Source organism: Vibrio sp. 378 (genome assembly GCF_033339435.1).
In genome coordinates this window covers 30,459-50,350 of the sequence record NZ_JAWOUO010000007.1, presented here as the reverse complement: position 1 = coordinate 50,350, position 19,892 = coordinate 30,459, and the positions used below count along the sequence as shown (strand labels likewise).

The 19,892-nt window shown below is 43.0% G+C and carries 11 protein-coding genes; 4 read left to right on the top strand and 7 right to left on the bottom strand.

Going from position 1 to position 19,892, the window contains the following annotated elements:
* Positions 1-208: 208 nt before the first annotated feature.
* The 7 genes from R7Q48_RS14265 to R7Q48_RS14235 all read right to left on the bottom strand — a co-directional run bounded on the left by R7Q48_RS14265 (position 209) and on the right by R7Q48_RS14235 (position 12,450).
* A complete protein-coding gene (locus R7Q48_RS14265; RefSeq protein ID WP_005377441.1) occupies positions 209-5,050 on the bottom strand; it encodes an NAD-glutamate dehydrogenase in 4,842 nt (1,613 codons plus the stop codon).
* A 201-nt stretch (positions 5,051-5,251) separates the two neighbouring features.
* Complete coding sequence (locus R7Q48_RS14260; protein ID WP_005377440.1) at positions 5,252-5,470, bottom strand: DUF2835 domain-containing protein; 219 nt, start codon at positions 5,468-5,470, stop codon at positions 5,252-5,254.
* A 65-nt stretch (positions 5,471-5,535) separates the two neighbouring features.
* Positions 5,536-8,142, bottom strand: coding sequence for an aminopeptidase N (gene pepN / locus R7Q48_RS14255; RefSeq protein WP_256903213.1), 2,607 nt, complete (start codon positions 8,140-8,142; stop codon positions 5,536-5,538).
* Positions 8,143-8,368: 226 nt separating this feature from the next.
* A complete protein-coding gene (locus R7Q48_RS14250) occupies positions 8,369-9,034 on the bottom strand; it encodes a hypothetical protein (protein WP_005377438.1) in 666 nt (221 codons plus the stop codon).
* 194 nt (positions 9,035-9,228) lie between these two features.
* A complete protein-coding gene (gene prc, locus R7Q48_RS14245; protein WP_017634279.1) occupies positions 9,229-11,235 on the bottom strand; it encodes a carboxy terminal-processing peptidase in 2,007 nt (668 codons plus the stop codon).
* 17 nt (positions 11,236-11,252) lie between these two features.
* On the bottom strand, positions 11,253-11,879 hold the full coding sequence (gene proQ / locus R7Q48_RS14240; RefSeq protein ID WP_005377435.1) for an RNA chaperone ProQ: 627 nt from the start codon (positions 11,877-11,879) through the stop codon (positions 11,253-11,255).
* Positions 11,880-11,976: 97 nt separating this feature from the next.
* A complete protein-coding gene (locus R7Q48_RS14235; protein WP_005377433.1) occupies positions 11,977-12,450 on the bottom strand; it encodes a GAF domain-containing protein in 474 nt (157 codons plus the stop codon).
* A 92-nt stretch (positions 12,451-12,542) separates the two neighbouring features.
* Between R7Q48_RS14235 and R7Q48_RS14230 the strand changes: the two genes are divergently transcribed.
* From R7Q48_RS14230 to rsmF, 4 genes are all read left to right on the top strand, one after another.
* On the top strand, positions 12,543-14,339 hold the full coding sequence (locus R7Q48_RS14230) for an ABC transporter ATP-binding protein (protein WP_005377431.1): 1,797 nt from the start codon (positions 12,543-12,545) through the stop codon (positions 14,337-14,339).
* Between the two features lie 24 nt (positions 14,340-14,363).
* Positions 14,364-15,614 (top strand): paraquat-inducible protein A, encoded by a 1,251-nt coding sequence (locus R7Q48_RS14225; RefSeq protein WP_005377429.1) that lies wholly within the window; start codon positions 14,364-14,366, stop codon positions 15,612-15,614.
* Complete coding sequence (locus tag R7Q48_RS14220; RefSeq protein WP_130544963.1) at positions 15,607-18,255, top strand: MlaD family protein; 2,649 nt, start codon at positions 15,607-15,609, stop codon at positions 18,253-18,255. Before R7Q48_RS14225 ends, R7Q48_RS14220 begins: the two co-directional genes overlap by 8 nt.
* A 150-nt stretch (positions 18,256-18,405) precedes the next feature.
* On the top strand, positions 18,406-19,842 hold the full coding sequence (rsmF, locus tag R7Q48_RS14215) for a 16S rRNA (cytosine(1407)-C(5))-methyltransferase RsmF (RefSeq protein WP_149192330.1): 1,437 nt from the start codon (positions 18,406-18,408) through the stop codon (positions 19,840-19,842).
* The last annotated feature ends 50 nt before the right edge of the window (positions 19,843-19,892 follow it).

Below are 19,892 nucleotides of genomic sequence, written 5' to 3'. Positions count from 1 at the left end.
TTTATAAGATTTTTAAATATAAAACAAACAATTACAATCAAGTTTCTGCGATAAAAATCGTAACTAACCGCTTAAAAGCAATCGATTTCACTCTGTTTTAATTTCAATTCAATGTGACAATGTAACTATTTTCGTTCCAAATGTGAATAATAGATAATAAAAAGCCCCGTTAAATAACGAGGCTTTTACTTATGACTTGATTATTCCACTACTCTTTCGATGAGCAGTTGAGGTTTAAAAGTACTAGCTCTCGAAGTGCTACAGAGAACTTAGCAAATTCGTGTACTGAGCCAACTTTGAACTCGTTTAAGATACTCTCCCAGCGGTGCAACGATTGCTCGTTAGTTTCAATCCAATCTTCTAACGCAGCCATCACGTCAAGCTCTTCGGTTGAGCAGCCACAAGTCAGTACCTGAGCGGTAAGTTGACGTTGTTGCCAATCCAGATCTTCACGGAATGCCGCTCTTGCAAGTGCTTGCCAGTTGTTATCAACGGCTTGGCTATTAATTTGCTTCAAGAACCAATGCAACGATAAACGGTCACCCAAGTTAAAGTAGAGTTTCGATGCTTGCTCAACCGTTTTACCTGTTTCACTTGCTACTGATGAAATATCCAGTGCAGATTGTAAGCTTGATAAGCGGGCAACTTGGTGAGCGAGTTTCTCTTCAACCCCTTTCTCTATCCAACCTTGAGCCAACTCATTGTGTTCTTCAACTTCAGACTCAACTAACATAGTGTCTAGGGTTTCAGTGATAACATTGACATCTTGCTTGTAGATAGCAATCAACTCACCGACCGTGCATTTGCCGCTACGGTTACGAAGCAACCAGCGTGCAATTCGACGCAGTGCTCGGCGCACGTAAAACATAATTTCGTATTGAGCTTGCGCTGTCGCAACGTTATCAAGTTTGCGAGTTTGCTTGAGGATTTCTTCTAAATCAAAGATTTCTCTAGCCGCACTGTAAGCGTTGGCAATATCGACAACACTTGCACCAGTTTCTTCTTGCAAACGAGTAACGAAGTTACAGCCCATTTCATTAACCATCTGGTTAGCCAATGCTGTAGCGATAATTTCAGCTCGCAGCGGGTGATTAACCATTTGATCTTTATAGTTACGTCGTAACGCACTTGGGAAATATTCAACAAGTTGTTTTGCATGGAATTCATCATTTGCGATTTCATCCGTAACAAGTTGCTGTTTAAGTACCATTTTACCGTAGGCAACTAACACTGATAGCTCAGGGCGAGTCAGACCTAGTCCCTGTTTTTCACGCTCGATTAGCGTTTCATCATCAGGAATGTATTCGAGAGCACGGTCCAAGTACCCTGCTTTCTCCATAGTGTGGATGAATCGAATTTGCTCCTTAACAATGCCAACACCTTGCTGTTCAGTAACAGAGATCGACTCCGACTGACGGTAAGCATCATCCAAGACAATTTCACCCACTTCGTCTTCCATAGACTCTAGAATTTGGTTACGTTGCTTAACCGTAAGATCGCCATTTGAAACCAGTCCATTGAGGAAGATCTTGATGTTGACTTCATTATCCGAACAGTCAACGCCACCTACGTTATCAACGAAGTCCGTGTTCACTCGACCGCCAGTTAGTGCGTATTCGATACGACCAAGCTGAGTCATACCCAAGTTACCACCTTCGCCAACCACTTTGGCTCTTAAGTCACGGCCGTCAATGCGCAGCATGTCGTTAGCACGGTCGCCAACATCTGTATGAGTTTCTGTTGATGATTTAACGTAAGTGCCGATACCACCATTCCAAAGCAGATCGACTTTCATTTTCAAGATCATCTTTATCAGATCGTTAGGCGCTAAAGATGCTTTCTTAGTACCTAACATTTTCTGAATTTCTGGCGTCAACTGGATCGATTTTGATCGACGAGAGAAGATGCCACCACCTTGAGAGATCAAGTCTTTGTTGTAATCTTCCCAGCTTGATCTTGGCAAATTAAACAATCGGTTACGCTCTTCCCAGCTGCTGGCTGAATCTGGATTTGGATCAATAAAGATATGCATGTGGTTAAACGCAGCTTGCAATCGAATATGCTTCGATAACAGCATACCGTTACCGAACACGTCACCTGCCATATCACCTACACCGATTGCAGTAAAATCAGTGGTCTGACAGTTGATGCCCATTTCACGGAAGTGACGTTTAACAGATTCCCAACCACCTTTTGCGGTGATACCCATTGCTTTGTGATCGTAACCGTTTGAACCACCTGAAGCGAATGCGTCACCTAGCCAGAAGTTGTATTCTGCAGAAACAGAGTTTGCCAAATCTGAGAAGGTTGCTGTGCCTTTATCGGCAGCCACTACTAGATATGGGTCATCTTCATCGTGACGAACAACGTTTTGTGGTGGTACCACCTCTCCTTCAATGATGTTATCTGACACATCTAGCAGTGCACGGATAAAGCGTTTGTAACAACGCTGACCTTCCGCAAAAATTTCATCACGAGTGGTGAGAGATGGCTGGCGTTTACAAACGAAGCCGCCTTTTGCACCCACTGGTACAATTACAGTGTTCTTAACCTGTTGCGCTTTTACTAAGCCAAGAATCTCCGTACGGAAGTCTTCTTGACGATCTGACCAACGCAAACCACCACGAGCCACTTTTCCACCACGAAGGTGAACACCTTCAATATCTGGTGCGTAAACAAAGATCTCGAATGCAGGTACAGGCTGCGGAATCTCAGGAATATCACTTGGCTTCATTTTCAAAGATAACCAAGGCTTAGGCTGCTTATTCTCGTCTACTTGGTAGTAGTTGGTACGAAGCGTCGCCATGATCATTTCGATATAACGACGAATAATACGATCATCATCCAAGCTCTCTACACGATCCAACTGCTCTGTTAGCTTTTTAATTAGATCGTTTTGGCCTTTCTCGCTGCCTTTGTGTTTCGGATCAAATCGCTTGGTGAACAGCTTGACTAGACCTGTCGCTAAGTCTGGGTAGTGGCTTAGCGTGTCTTCGATGTACTGCTGACTGAATGGGAAGCCGACTTGGCGCATGTATCGTGCGTAAGCGCGAAGAATGGAAATCTCACGGCCAGATAAAGACGCACCTAATAACAATCGGTTGAAACCATCACTTTCAAGATTACCCGCCCAAATGGCAGCAAATGCTTGTTGGAAACGATCACGAGCTTCACGAAGGTCAACGGTTTTCTCGCTCTTATGCAGCATAGAGAAGTCAAGGATCCAGAAAGTCTGCCCGTTGTTTTTCTCGATCTCATATGGCGATTCGCCAATCACACGCAAACCAAGGTTTTCCAACATCGGCATTACGTCAGAAAGGTGAATTGGTTCATCACGATGGTATAACTTTAAGCGGACAGCTTTGGAATCTGCACCCTCTTCTTGAGGTCGGTAGAACAACATGCCAAGTTTATTATCATCACTTAACGCTTCTAAGCGCTCGATATCTGCAACCGCAGAACCTGGCATCATGTCCTCTTTGTATGAGCGAGGGAACGCACTCATATATTCTTTTGAAAGAGGAAGGCCTTTACTTTCACCAAAGTTAGCAATGATGGATTCTTTTAGTCTGTCATCCCAAGAGGTAGAAACTTCCATTAGATTTTGCTCGATCTTTTTCACGTCTACGTCAATGTTGTTATTGTCTACACGAACAATGTAATGTGTTCTCGCTAGTGGGCTTTCTGAGAAGTACGTTGTAAATTCAACCTCTTGCTCGCAACCAAAGTACTGCTTAAGAATGCGTTGAGTTTGACGACGCAATTCTGTGTTGTAACGATCTTTAGTGACATAAACCATGCAACTGAAGAAGCGACCAAATGGGTCTTTACGAACAAACAAACGCAGCAAGTCACGATCTTGCATTTGTACAACACCCATTCCCACCTCAAGCAGCTCTTCTTCATTAGCTTGAAGCAACTCGTCGCGTGGGTAGTTTTCTAAGATATTGTGCAATGCTTTGTATGAGTATGATCCGTGACGGTATCCACTTGCTTCAAGGATACGGTCAACTTTTTCGCGGATCAAAGGAATACTTTGTACCGCTTGGTTGTAAACGGCGGAGGTATATAAACCAGTAAAGCGATGCTCACCTATTACTTTACCGTTTTCATCAAACTTCTTAATACCGATGTAATCAGTATAAGCCGGACGGTGGATACGAGATGCTTTGTTACCTTTGGTGATGATCAGAGCGTATGGTTTTTTCGCTTCTAATCGCGCTGAATCTGATAATTCAGAGAGCTTGACGCTACGCACGCGCTTGTCATCAGCAAACAGACCTAGTCCTTTTTCTTTAGCAGGAACAAGTTCGGTATCACCATTGACCTCTTTTAAGTCATAATCTTTATAACCCATAAAGGTAAAGTTATGATCTTCTAGCCAACGAAGAAATGCGATCGTTTCATCCATACGATCAGTTTGGATAGAAACACGATCTTTATTTTTCTCAAGTTCATCAGTAACAAACTTAAGCTTATCAACCATCTGCTTCCAGTCATCAACGACTAAGCGAGTATCAGATAGAATTCTTAACAGCTCTTCTTTAAGCGCTTGCATCTCGTCTTTACTAGTAAGGCGGTCTACCTCTATGTGGAAAAGTGATTGAAGAACACCACCCTCACCGTTTACGTCTGTAACTTGGCCTTTTTTATCACGCTGAATCTGTGTTGGGTTATTCAACATTAGGTGACAAACAAGATCCAAACGCGCTAAAGCCATTTTGACTGAGTCCACTAAGAATGGACTATCTGGAACAACAATTTCTACGATTGTGTGTGTGGATTGCCAGCCTTGACGACTTACGGTCGGGTTAAATACTCGAACCGAAATCTCTTCTGGTTTTTTTTCATTGATATGGTGCCAAAGGCTAACGACAGCACCATAAAGGTCGGATTCGTTTCGCTGAATTAGATCATCATCAGCAATGTTACTGAATAAGTGTTGAGCAAGTTTAGTTACAAGCGTTTGGTGAGAAAGCTCGAGTTTGTCTTGAATCAGTTGGTAAACCTTTTCAAGCAGAACCGGCACTACATTTTCACGCGCGGTCATATTCACACTCCACATTAGAATTGTTGTTTTGTAGGGGGACTTAGTAGCTAGGTTGTTACCTTAGAAACTAAGCATAGGTAATGCATGTGCCCATTGTAAAAGCATAATTACAAATGTTTAACAACTAATCGTAGTGGTAAGAGGTGAAATGTCCGATTCTGTGACTAAGATTCCTATTTAACTCTCTGCAAATACAATACATCACAGAGTTTCTAACTTAAGAAACTTATTATTTTGGTCAGTTGTTAGTCTAAACTGGCCTCTAACGCCCAATTGACTAAGAAATGGTCTAAATCTCGCGGCGGGTAACTGCAAACGCAAACCGTTGTGTGTGACAACTTGAACAACACTTGCCGCACCAGAATAATGAGATAAAAACGTTTGATATGAAATGTTGAGATTGAAGTAGTAATAGTTCATGAAGTGAAAACTAAGTGACATAAACAAATAAGGTGGTCTTAATGACCACCCTATTGTGTTGTTTACTATTCGTCTAGTGCTTTAGTCACTTTTTCGAATAGATCTTTAGCAAGATTATCCATTGCTTTGAGCTTTTCAAGTTCTGCACGAATCATTGCTTGGCGAGCTTCATCGTATTTACGGAACTTAAGCAAAGGATCAATCATTCGAGAAGCTACTTGTGGGTTCGAATCATTTAGTTGGCGAAGAATTTCACCGGCAAACTGGTAACCTACACCGGATTTATCATGGAAACGTACAGGGTTCGCACTTAAGAACGAGCCAATTAAGCTGCGCGTACGGTTCGGATTTTTCAAACTAAATGCTTCGTGGTTCATGGTTGCTTTTACTTTTTCAAGAGCATCCTCTGCAGGATTGCTACCTTGAAGTGCAAACCACTTATCCATAACCAAACCATCGTGCTTCCATTTATCGCTATAATCAGCCATAAGTGCTTCACGACACTCGAGCTGAGCGTTATTTGCGGCACTCATCGCAGCAATCGTATCTGTCATGTTATTTGCAGATGCGTACTGCGCGTTGACTAAATCATTACCTTTTTCCGTATATGCTAGGTACTGAAGGCAACGGTTACGTAAAGCACGCTTGCCAATAGCAGCATGGTCGATCGTATACTCTGTTTGCTTAAGCGTGTGATAAGTTGCACTTAGCTCATCTTCTAATTCCTTAGAAAGTGACACTGTAATGCTGTTTAGCACTTTGTCTACGGCATCGATATCAATTTGCTGGTACCAACCAGTAATCTCATTGATTGAAGGCATAGAGAAAACTTGAGCAATGAAAGCTGGCTCAAGCGTTTCATCCAACAGCACACCGCGGAAAGCATCTATCACACCTTCAGAAAGCGATACTTCTTGTCCCGCTTGAACATTTTTCACATTCTGACGAATGTATTTAGCCAATAGCATTTGGCTAGCGTCCCATCGAGAAAAATCGTTCGTTGCGTGCTTCATCAAGAAGACTAACTCGTCATCGCTGTAATCGTATTCTAATTTGACTGGTGCCGAGAATTCACGCAACAAAGATGGCACTGGCTGTTCTTCGACATTTTCAAATACGAACGTTTGCTTATCTTGTTTAATATCCAGCACGTTATGAACAGATTCACCGTTAATCACCAGTGGGATAACTCGACCTTTCGAATCATACAACTCGATATCGAACGGAATATGCAGCGCTTGTTTTTCTGCTTGGTCTTGCGTCGGCTCCGTAAATTGCTCTACCGTTAGTGCGTAAGTTTTTGCATCAGCGTTGTATTCGCTATTTACGCGTATCGTTGGTGTACCCGATTGGCTGTACCACAAACGGAACTGTTTTAAATCAACACCGGTGGCATCTTCCATTGCAGAAACAAAGTCTTCACACGTCGCGGCGGTACCATCGTGACGTTCAAAATAAAGTTTCATTCCTTTTTGGAAGCCCTCTTCGCCAAGGAGTGTATGGTACATGCGAATAACTTCGCTGCCCTTTTCATACACCGTTAACGTGTAGAAGTTATTCATCTCAATGACTTTGTCAGGACGAATCGGGTGAGACATTGGGCTTGCATCTTCCGCAAATTGAGGACCACGAATAATACGTACGTTATCAATACGGTTATCAGCACGAGAACCTAAGTCAGAAGAGAATTCTTGGTCACGGAATACGGTTAAGCCTTCTTTTAGACTTAGTTGGAACCAGTCACGACAAGTGACACGGTTGCCAGTCCAGTTGTGGAAGTACTCATGACCGATCACAGCTTCGATACCTAAATAGTCACGATCTGTCGCAGTTTGATCGTTCGCCAGAACATATTTTGAGTTAAAAATGTTCAAGCCTTTGTTTTCCATTGCACCCATGTTGAAGAAATCAACAGCAACGATCATATAAATACCCAGATCGTATTCCAGGCCAAAGCGTTCCTCATCCCACTTCATCGAGTTGATCAAAGATGTCATCGCATGACCTGCACGATCTAAGTTACCTTTATCAACAAAGATTTCTAAATCAACACTGCGACCTGACATCGTTGTATATTTGTCACGCAATACATCAAAGTCGCCTGCAACAAGGGCGAACAAGTAAGCTGGTTTTGGATGCGGATCCTGCCATTGAACCCAATGACGACCGTTCTCTGCATCACCTTCTGCAATTCGGTTACCATTGCTCAGCAAATATGGGTAAGCCGCTTTATCTGCGATCACTTTTGTTGTGTATTTTGCTAGAACATCCGGACGGTCTAGATAGTACGTGATACGGCGGAAGCCCTCAGCCTCACACTGAGTACAAAATGCGCCGCCTGATTTGTACAAACCTTCGAGTGCTGTATTCGCTTCAGGATCAATTTTGGTGACGATTTCAAGTTCAAACTCGGATGGAAGATCGGTCAGTACCAGCGATGACTCCTTCACCTCGTGATGAGCCCAATCCTCACCATTTACTTTTACAGCGCGTAGCTCAAGCCCTTCGCCATCGAGTTCTAGCGTTGTTGTATCGCCTTTTTGAGCAACTTTTGATACCGCCGTAACGATTGTGTCATTGTCATATAGATCAAAAGTAAGATCGATATCAGTAATCGCATGAGATGGCTCTTTATAATCTTTACGATATTTGGCCAGGGGAGCTTGAGACATGAGCATAAATCCTTGTATGTCGAACAACAAAAATACCAGACTGCATGATCAAAAATGCAGTTCTGGTATCACTATATAAGCTATTTGTAGGGGTTGTGGTATCAGAATACAAGTCTTTCCATCAAAAAACGGAGCTTTTAGTGCTCTAGCTCCGTTTTTTGGTTAACATTTAAACAACATTAATGACTTACCGTACGCACGCGTAATTTGGCGCATGTTAAAGGCATCATGGCGTAACTCTATTGAGTACGGCGTACATATCACCATTGGAATCTTCGATCGTTAGCTCATTCTTGTTGAGCTTATACGTGGTTCCATGCTCGCCATTTTCATACAACAGAACCAGAAACTCATCTTCTGTGTAAAACACACCTTGTTTGATGGACTCATCCCCTTCTTCGTTCGAAACCCTAAACATGAACACGAAATCAGGTTGAAGTATCAAATCCATCTGATTAATGTTGTTTGCCACAAGACCGTCGCCAGATACGTGAGAGCTAGACCAAATACCTGCAAGTGAATTGGATAATCCCTTAGTGAATGTTACACCATTAAGATCAAGCGTATTATGGTTGTTGCGATACGCATAAATTTGAGGCTCGTCGGTGTTTAAACCAAGAACGATGGTGTCTTCATTTGCGTTATACAGCCCTTCCCAATGGTCAACGGAATAGTCTTTCTTTTGAATATCAATAGAAAAGCTGTAGTCAGAACCTAATGAGAGTTTGATCGCGCGAAAGTTTTCAGCCGACTCTTCGGGGTTTGGGTTCATTAAATACCAGTCTCCGATGAGAAACGGCGTGTCAAAGTGACTTAATTCATCTTCTCTGGTGTTTTCTCCACCAAACACACTAAAGCAGCAAAAGCTAAGTAAAATAAAGAACCACTTCATATCGGCATCCTTATCGTTTTCTTTTAGCTTAGCCAGTAGTCCTCACTTTCGCGAAATTTTAGATGTAGATCACGTAAATTATTGGGGGAAAATAAGCGAATATCTTGCTCGATATCGAGATAGCGGAAGACAAAAAGGCATAAAAAAAGAGTGAATCTGAAAGACTCACTCTTTTTATTCTAAATTGCCAGTTATTATGACTGATTTTCCTGCTTAAGTAGATCGACCATAATCGCGACAGACTCATCTAAATAAACATCAGGAGCCTCGTAGTCTTTTGGTATGTCATCCAATGTTTTGAATGCTTTTTTACCCAAAGCAACTTGACGTTCATTTATGCGTTGTAATCGAAGGGCTTCCGCTTTATCCGATTCAGCTTTACGAACTTTTTCGTTCAAAGACAAAGTATTATCGTCTTTTTCTTTACGATATTTCTCGATGTCTTCATTGATAAAGCGGAACTCCATCTCATCAGAAATACGCTTGTTATGAAGAGCAGTAAGTTTTTCAACTAAGGCGTCGTTACTTGGAAACGTTTGATATTGTGCTTTATCAATCTGATCCCAAGGTAAAGCATTGTCTTCAACACTTTCACCAGTTTCAGAAGCCTCAATTGGCGTTGGGTACGAAATATCTGGTGCAACACCACGATTTTGCGTACTTCCACCGTCAATACGATAAAATTTCTGAATCGTGTACTGAACATAACCTAGCTCTTTATCGAAAAGATCATAAATATGATTCAGTGAACGATGTTGCTGAACTGTACCTTTACCGAAAGAGTTTTCACCTAAGATGATTGCACGATTATAATCTTGCATTGCCGCTGCAAAAATTTCAGATGCTGAAGCACTGTAGCGGTTAATCAATACCGTCAATGGGCCATCATAACTCACTTTTCCATCGGTATCGGCATTCACTTTGATGCGGCCATAGCTGTCACGGACTTGAACTACAGGGCCTTCTTTAATGAATAAACCTGTCAATGCCGTTGCTTCTGTTAGCGCACCACCGCCATTGTTGCGTAGATCAACGATTACGCCGTCAACGTTTTTGGTTTTCAACTCAGCTAGTAATTTATCGGTGTCTTTCGATAAGCCGACGTAGAAACTTGGTACTTCTAAAATACCAATCTTCTTACCGTCTTTTTCGATGATTTCTGACTTAACCGCACGATCTTCTAAGCGAACTTTGTCACGAACAATTGTGACAATGTAACTCTTCGCATCGTTACCTTCTGGCAAGATCTGTAGATTAACCTTTGTGCCTTTAGGGCCTTTGATTAACTGAACAACATCATCCAGACGCCAACCGATCACGTCGACAATTTCTTCACCGTCTTGTCCAACACCAGTGATTCGGTCCCCTTCACCAAGTTGCTTACTCTTTGATGCCGGACCGCCAACAACAAGTGAACGAATTACTGTGTAATCGTCTGTCATTTGCAAAACAGCGCCGATGCCTTCTAGAGAAAGGTTCATTTCCGATTGGAATTGCTCGGCATTACGTGGAGAAAGGTAGCTTGTATGAGGGTCAACCTGTCGCGCGAAGGCATTCATATACAACTGAAATGCGTCTTCATTGTTGGTCTGTGTGATGCGCTTCATCGCGTTGTTATAACGCTTCTCTAAAACTTCTTTAATCTCTGGCCACTCTTTGCCAGTCAGTTTCAGATTTAACGCGTCATATTTCACACGCTTGCGCCACAACTCGTTGAGCTCTGCTTCGTCTTTTGGCCATGCGGCCTCAGAGCGGTCTAACTCTATCTCGTCATCGGTATCAAACTTGATCTCTTCATCGAGTAGAGTTAACGCATAAGCAAAACGATCGAAACGCTTCTGCATTGAGAGGTTGTAAACATCAAAAGCAATTTGGTTGTTGCCCGATTTAAGCTGATCATCAAGCTCGACTGACCAATTTTTAAATGAATCGATGTCTGCTTGAGTAAAAATATTTCTATTGTAATCAAGCAACTCTACATAGCGTTCAAAGATCGCTTTAGAGAAATCATCATTGAGGCTGAAGTGCTTATAATGAGAGCGGGTAAATCGCGAGGTGACTCGTTTGCTAGCTGTTTCATGCTGAACTTCAGGAGAAAGAACCGGCAGGTCATCTTTATGTAGTTTGGCTTCAAGAGCCTGAGCTGATGCTGCTAGCCATAAGCTAGCAGCAATCAGGGTCACTTTTGAACGGCAATTCATGCGTAGGAGTATCTCCTTTATGCGCGCAAGTGCTCCGCTTTCACAACCATTTGTAGGCCGTTAGCAAGTTGAACACGTACATCATCCTTATTGATTTCAACAATGGTCGCTGCCATGTTTCCTTTGCCCATGTTCACGTTAACTGCGTTACCTACTGTGATTTCATCAGCATTTAGAGCGCGCGTTTCTACAGGCTTAGTTGGTTTTTGTACTTTTGGTTTATTAGTACGACGAGGCTGTTGAGGCTTTTTAGCCGCAGGTTTCGCTTTCGCCTTACCCTCTTCACGAGCTTTTTGTGCTTGTTCTTTACGACGAGCCTGAACTTTCGCCTTGCTTTCTGCAAGTGTCGCTTTCGCGTGTTCAACGTGCTCTTCTTCTAGCTCACCACAAGGGTTGCCATCTAGGTCTACACGTACTGCACCTGGTTTTACACCGTGTAGGTAACGCCATGATGAAGTGTACTGTCTTAACGCTGCACGAAGCTGTGTTTTGCTTACTTTTTCGTCTTCATTTAGACGTTCCGCAAGATCTTGAAAAATACCAATTTTCAGAGGTTTTGCTTCACCTTCTAAAGTAAAGCACTTAGGGAAACATTCAGCAATATATGCAATAACTTCTTTGCTGTTTTTTAACTTTTCAGTCATGAGGGGTCCTGATTTGAGCGGATTTCCGCGAGCATTAAGAAAAAATATTCTCGTATTATAGTGACATGCCAAGGAAAAACCACACTCGAAGGCTAATTTATGCGTCGTTCGCGTGTGAATTAAGCAGCTTTTCTACTTCAACCATGAAATGAGTGAGACCTTCTTCGTCTGTTTCATTAAATCGGCCAATACTTGGACTATCAATATCAAGTACACCAACCACCTTTCCATTAATAGAAAATGGAATCACAATTTCTGAATTGCTCGCTGCATCGCACGCAATATGCCCCTCAAATTCGTGAACGTCGTATACTCTTTGTATAGTATTAGTTTGTGCAGCAGTACCGCAGACGCCTCGACCCATTGGGATACGAACACAAGCTGGTTTTCCTTGGAACGGACCAAGAACAAGCTCTTCACCTTTTGTTAGGTAAAAGCCTGCCCAGTTAAGATCGTCAAGTTCCATGAAAAGCAATGAGCTCAAGTTTGCTAGGTTCGCAATAAAGTCTGGTTCAGACTCAATTAGAGCAACAGCTTGTTTGGTTAGTCTTTGGTATTGTTCTAAGTTCATATTAACTTCCTACTTACTATAAAAGCTTCCATTCTCAATGTATGGCGCTAAAATGCAGCCCTACTTTATAATAGGACTTATTCTCAATTACAATGCTTCTGAAAAATGACACTATTAGCCGTTCTTGGTTGATAACACAAGTAAAAAAGCACAAGTCCAAGCTGATCATAGCGAACTTGATAGCGGTGCTTGCAACCTTGATTAGTGTTCCAATTCCCCTCCTCATGCCTTTGATGGTTGATGAGGTCTTATTGGACCAGCCTGCAAAAGGCTTAGATGCCATGAATGCCATTCTCCCTGAAGCGTGGCACACTCCGACAGGCTATATTTTCTTCACCCTGTTCTTGGTTGTTCTTATGCGAGCTGCGAGCCAAGGATTAAATATCCTTCAAAGCCGACAATTTACGCTTGTTTCAAAAACCATCACGTTTGAGATGCGCAGTAAAATGATCGACAAACTCGGCCGTATCAGCATCCGACAATACGAAACCAAAGGTAGCGGAGGAATCAACGCACACCTTATCACTGACATTGAGACCATTGATAAATTTATTGGTTCTACGTTAGCAAAATTCGTTATCAGTTTTCTGACTGTTATTGGTACTGCTATCGTTCTACTTTGGCTCGATTGGCGACTTGGTCTGTTTATCCTGTTAGTTAACCCTATTGTCATTTACTTCTCACGTAAACTAGGCAGTATGGTTAAACATCTGAAACGGAAGGAAAATCATTCTTTTGAAATTTTCCAAAACCGTTTAGTTGAAACATTAGATGGAATCTACCAACTACGCGCGGCCAATAAAGAGCGAGAATTTCTCCAGCAACTCAAAGACAGTGCGAACCAAGTTCGCGTTGATGCAGACAAGTATGCTTGGCAATCTGAAGCGGCTGGTCGCGTTTCTTTTCTTCTCTTTTTGATCGGCTTTGAATTATTCAGAGCTGTCGCAATGTTAATGGTCATGTTCAGTGACCTTACTATTGGCCAAATATTTGCCGTTTTTGGTTACCTATGGTTCATGCTGTCTCCTGTTCAAGAGTTGCTTGGGATTCAGTTTTCTTGGTACAGCGCTAAAGCCGCATTAAAACGCATCAACGACTTATTAGAGTTAGAAGAAGAGCAGAGACCGGTTCCTAAGGTAAATCCTTTCAAAGAAGGTAGAGAAGTTGATGTTAAAGTAGAAAACATTAATTTCTCTTACAATAATGAAAACAAAGTCCTAGATAATCTTTCTTTACATATGCCGGCAGGAAAGAAAGTGGCGTTGGTTGGTGCAAGCGGCGGTGGTAAGTCAACCTTGATACAATTACTTATTGGGGTTTACCGTCAAAACTCCGGTAGCATTCGCTTTAATGATGAATTAACAGAAGATATTGGTTTTGAAGTAATTCGCGACAAAATTGCCGTGGTATTACAGCAACCTATACTATTTAACGATACCTTGAGGCATAATCTAACGCTTGGTGGGAATTTTGACGAAATGTCACTTTGGCGTGCGCTTGAAGTGGCTCAGCTGCATGATGTAATTTCTCAACTTAACCACGGCTTGGATACTCAAGTTGGTCGTAATGGCATTCGTTTGTCAGGAGGTCAACGACAACGGCTTGCCATTGCTAGAATGGTGCTGAGTAATCCTCAATTTGTTATTTTAGACGAAGCCACGTCTGCGCTAGATACCGCTACTGAAGCGGCTTTACACAAAGCACTGACCGAGTTCTTACGTGGTAGAACAACATTAATCGTTGCGCACCGACTATCCGCTGTGAAACAAGCCGATTTGATCTACGTGCTTGAAGATGGGAAAGTGACGCAAACAGGTACTCATGGTGAGTTAGTTGAGCAAGAAGGCTTATATCAAACCTTATATGGGGGCATACAGTCCCACGCTTAAATCGTTCAAGCTAGAGAGGTCGTTATGACCTCTCTGTCTAAGCACGCCATGCAACCCAATAACGTACGTTTGTGCCAAGGTTGTGAATTGCCTGTCGACATCGTCGACTTACCCCATGGCAAAAATGCACACTGCCCTCGTTGTGGTACACAATTATATCGCGGAGGTAGCCCTAGCCTCTCTGGTAATCTAGCCGTCGCGATAACCTGTATCCTACTATTTATTCCATCGCACTTTTTTAACTTTATTAGCATCCGACTCTTTGGTGTGATGATTCCGGCAACCCTGCCTTCAGGGATGATCACATTGATGGAAGAAGGATTTGTTCTTCTTTCATTGCTCATTCTATTTTGTAGCTCTCTAGCGCCACTGACGGTTTGTGTTTCAGTGGTAACGGCGCATATTTCTTTACATCAACGATGGTTCCGTGGGCTTCGTATCTCACTGTGGCTAATTCAACATTTGAAGCATTGGGTTATGTTGGATGTGTTCTTAGTTAGCATCGCCATTTCCTGTTTTAAACTCCAAGATTATTCCGACATTTTCGTCGGCCCAGGGTTAATTGGTCTGGTTCTTTTGCAGATATTTACCGTTTTGTTAGTTTCAAGAATCAGCGTGCGTCGTTATTGGGAAGCTTGGAAACCAGAAAGTTTATATGCTTTTGAGCATAAAGATGTGCATTGCCATGAATGCCACTTGTCCCAGCCTGAAGGTGACCATTGCCAGCGTTGTCATCACGAGTTATATCATCGCAAGCCAAACTCCATTCAGAAAACATGGGCTTACCTCATCGCAGCAACGGTCGCCATCTTCCCCGCTAACCTGATCCCTATTTCCATCTTGCTTACCAATGGTAAGCGTTTGGAGGACACTATTTTTTCAGGCGTGGCAGGTTTGGTAAAAAGCGGCATGTATGGAATCGCTGCGATCATTTTTGTTGCCAGTATCGTTGTCCCGGTGATTAAAATACTTGGGCTCGCCTACATCATGCTTTGCATCCAATTCAAACGTTCGGTGTTTAAGAGACAACGAATGATGGTTTACTTTGTTGTTAAATGGATCGGTAAATGGTCTGTGATGGATTTATTTGTTATTTCTATCATGATGACTTTAGTCGATCGTGGTCAGATACTGGATTTCACACCAGGATATGGCGCCGTAGCATTTGGTGTTGTCGTAGTGTTGACCATGCTTGCAGCAGAAAGTATTGATCCAAGGCTAATCTGGGACCAAACAAGCCCAAAACAATCAGAAAAAGAGTCAATGAATGAGTGATCAGAACAGTTCTCAAACGTCATACGTACCAGATGTAAAGCGGAGTAAAGGCATATCTCCTCTTTGGCTGTTGCCAATTTTGACCATGGTCTTAGCTGGCTGGCTTGTGGTGAAGTCGATACACGATGCAGGACAACGAGTGCAAATCTATTTTTCTGATGCCGCTGGTCTTGTCGCCGGCCGAACCACTATCCGTTACCAAGGATTAGAAGTCGGCATGGTAAGAGACATTAACCTCACCGAAGATCTCGGCAGTATTTATGTCGATGCTGATATCTATCCTGAAGCTGCAAAGTTACTGAACGATAAAACACGCTTTTGGTTAGTAAAACCAACAGCTAGCCTAACGGGAGTTTCCGGACTGGATGCGCTCGTCTCAGGTAACTACATCTCGATTCAACCCGGAGATGGTCAAGAGTTTGAGACAACATTCCATGCGTTAGACTCTGCCCCAACAGATTTACGCGTTTCTCAAGGTTTGAATATTAAGCTCAAAAGCCGTGATTTAGGTGGTGTATCGGTTGGCTCTCAAATTGTTTATAGGAAAATCCCAATCGGTGAAGTGTACAGTTACCAGCTAGATGAAGATGCAAAATCTATCACTATTCAAGCCAACATTCAGGATCAATACCGACATATCATTAACAACCGCAGTCGATTCTGGAACGTCAGTGGAATTGGTGCCAGCATCGGTTTTGAAGGTGTCGATGTAAGACTAGAAAGCATGAGTGCCTTACTAGGTGGCGCCATCGCCGTCGACTCTCCGGATGATGGTGAGCCTGTAGAAGAGAACACCGAGTTCCGTTTGTATAAAGATTTGAAAACTGCTGGTCGAGGCATCGCGGTTAAAATCGTCCTACCTGATGACAGCAAGATCAGCGGAGAAGGCGCTCCAATTATGTATCGCGGAATCGAAATTGGCCAAGTTACGGACTTGAGCCTTTCCGAAGGCCGAGAAGTGATATTGGCGTCAGCGGCAATTCAACCCGCTTTTAGTGACATGCTGACGACAGGTACTCGATTTGTCTTAGAAGAAGCAAAAGTGTCCCTTTCTGGTGTTGAAAACATTGCTAATTTAGTACGAGGAAACTTCTTAACGATCGTGCCGGGCGCGGGTGAACGCTCTCGCCGCTTTACTGCCATTCGTAAAAACGTGTTTAACCAACAGCAAGAAAAGTCCATCGCGATTCGGTTGGTATCCGACAATTCGTTTGGCCTAGATAGCGGTGCCAATGTACTTTATAAAGGCATCGTTGTTGGTTCAATCATCAAAGTGGGCCTAGTCAAGGAAGATAAAAAATCACAACACGAAGTATTTATGGATGTATTGATTGACCATGAATACAAGCATCTGATCAAATCAAACAATCGTTTTTATGTAACCGGCAGTGCGTCAGCAGAGTTAACTGAATCGGGGCTCAGCGTTACCGTTCCTCCAGCAAAGCAGTTGTTAACCGGGTCAATTAGTTTTGTGAGCGAAGGCAAGCAGGATATTCAAAAAGAGTATCAACTGTTCCAAAATGAATCATTGGCTGAATTGGCGCAGTACAATCAAAGTGGCTCTAGGGCGCTAACACTATTTGCTTCTGAATTGCCGCCGATTTCCAAAGGCAGCCCTCTACTCTATCGTAATCTTCCAGTTGGTAACGTCTCCGATTTCCAACTAGTTGATGGCGGAGTACTAATTAAGGCTACTATCGAAAACCGCTTCGCTTATCTTGTAACGCCACAAACCGTTTTTTGGAATCGTTCAGGGATTGAGATAGATGCATCATTAGCTGGCGTCAGTGTGAAAGCACACCCTTTGAAATCGTTAATAGAAGGTGGCATCGCTTTTGACTCCGTGCCAGGCGTTGAAAACAAAATCGGAGAAAACTGGAAGCTGTATTCTGATCAAAAAACCGCTCGCAAGTTTGGGCGCGTCATTGCTTTAGAAACCGACGGTTCGCAAGAGATTGCTAAAGGAATGCCGATTGAATATCAAGGTGTTAAAGTTGGTGAAATCACTCTGGTTGTACCGAATTTTCGTCGTAACATGGTTGAAGTCACTGCAAGGATCCTACCTGAATACGTAGAAAACATTGCGGTTGAAGGCTCACATTTTTGGCTAACTGAACCAGAAATTGGTTTAGGTGGCGTTAAAAACCTCGGGGCGTTGGTTTCGAAATCCATCAGTGTTGAACCAGGTAAAGGTAAAGCTAAATTTGATTTTCAATTAGAAAATAGTTCAGAACGCGTGCATGGAATCATGTTTACGTTACAAAGTGAACAAAGAGGCTCAGTACAAGTCGGTACCCCTATTCTTTACCGCCAGATGGAAGTTGGCCAAGTGACCGACGTAAGCCTAGGAGAATTTGCTGATCGCATCGTCACGACTATCAAAATACAGCCTGAATATGCTTACCTCGTTCGTCAAAACAGTGTGTTCTGGAATGTTTCAGGAGTAGATGTTTCCATCGGGCTTACTGGCGCTAACATCAAAGCGGGAACCTTTGATAGTTTAGTTCGCGGAGGAATTGCGTTTTCAACGCCAGAGCAATCGACTATTCCACCAGCGGCAAAGAGTGGGCAATCTTTCTTTTTGTATCCACAAGCTGAAGAAGGTTGGACTCAATGGCGTACAGCGATTCCTAAGCCGTAGAATAAAGCTCAATTCACGTACAATTGAAGTTTGATCACTTTAAAAGAGCAGCAATCGCTGCTCTTTTTTAATGCTCGGCCCTTGTCACTATTCGTTTCTGCTTCGCTTTCGTATATTATTTGCCACAAATTCTGCAAACGAGATCCCACATTGCATCCTAATGTTTACATCCCAGACGCGTTTCTGGAAAAAATCCAAACGATCCTTCCTGCTCACCTCAACATGGAAGACTTTATCGCGTCTTGCCAAAAGCCACTGCGCAAAAGTATTCGAGTTAATACGTTGAAGATCAGCGTTGAAGCGTTTTTAGAACGAGCAGAAACAAAAGGCTGGAAGCTTTCTCCTGTGCCTTGGTGTGACTCGGGGTTTTGGATTGAAGCGGATGAGTCAGTTGTACCATTAGGCAACACAGCAGAACACATGTCTGGCTTATTCTACATTCAAGAAGCCAGTTCCATGATGCCGGTATCTGCTCTGTTTATGAATGATGAATCTTACGATGCCGTGTTAGATACCGCAGCCGCTCCAGGCTCAAAAACCACTCAAATTGCAGCTTTAATGAACAACGAAGGTGTACTTGTGGCCAATGAATACGCCGCAAGTCGTGTAAAAGTACTGCACGCTAATGTGGAACGTTGTGGGGTACGTAACGCCGCACTAAGTAACTTCGATGGACGCGTTTTTGGCGGTTGGCTACCAGAACAATTTGATGCGGTTTTGCTCGACGCGCCTTGCTCTGGAGAAGGCACCGTTCGCAAAGACGAAGATGCGATGAAAAACTGGACGCAAGCTTCCGTACTCGACATCGCTGACACGCAGAAAGATCTTATTGAAAGCGCCTTCCATGCATTAAAGCCCGGTGGTGTGATGGTTTACTCAACATGTACGCTCAGTACAGAAGAAAACCAACAAGTTTGTCATCACTTGAAAGAAACCTTTGGGGATGCTGTAGAGTTTGAAAGCCTTGAGAACTTGTTTGAAAACGCAGAGGCAGCTCTAACTGAAGAAGGTTTTTTGCATATTTTCCCGCAGGTCTACGACTGTGAAGGGTTCTTTGTTGCAAGAATTCGCAAACTGGCTGCTGTTGAGGCGCCAGAAGTCAAAAAGCGCATGGGGAAATTCCCCTTTGCTAAAACTTCAAAAAAAGAATCGACAGAAATTGCTCAACAACTCCAAAGCGCGTTAGGTATTAAACTTCCAAATGACAGTTCTGTATGGCTTCGCGATAAAGATGTCTGGCTGTTCCCTAATGCTTTAGAAGCGATGATCGGCGAATTACGCTTCTCCCGTATGGGTATAAAGATCGCGGAAGCCCATAAAAATGGCTACCGTTGGCAACACCAAGTCGCGACTGCCCTGGCGACAGGCTCTGAAAGCAACGCCATTGAACTCAGTATTGAAGAAGCGCGCGAATGGTACATGGGGCGTGATGTTCGCCCACAAACCATTCCTGAGGGAATGAAAACAGGTAAAGGCGAAGTGCTTGTCACCTATCAAGGCGCAGTTATTGGCCTTGGCAAGTGGGTAAGCAACCGAATAAAGAATGGCCTCCCTCGCGAATTAGTACGAGATAAGAACTTATTTTAAAAGACGTAACGAACCATAAATAAATGAAAAGCCATCGTATTTGCGATGGC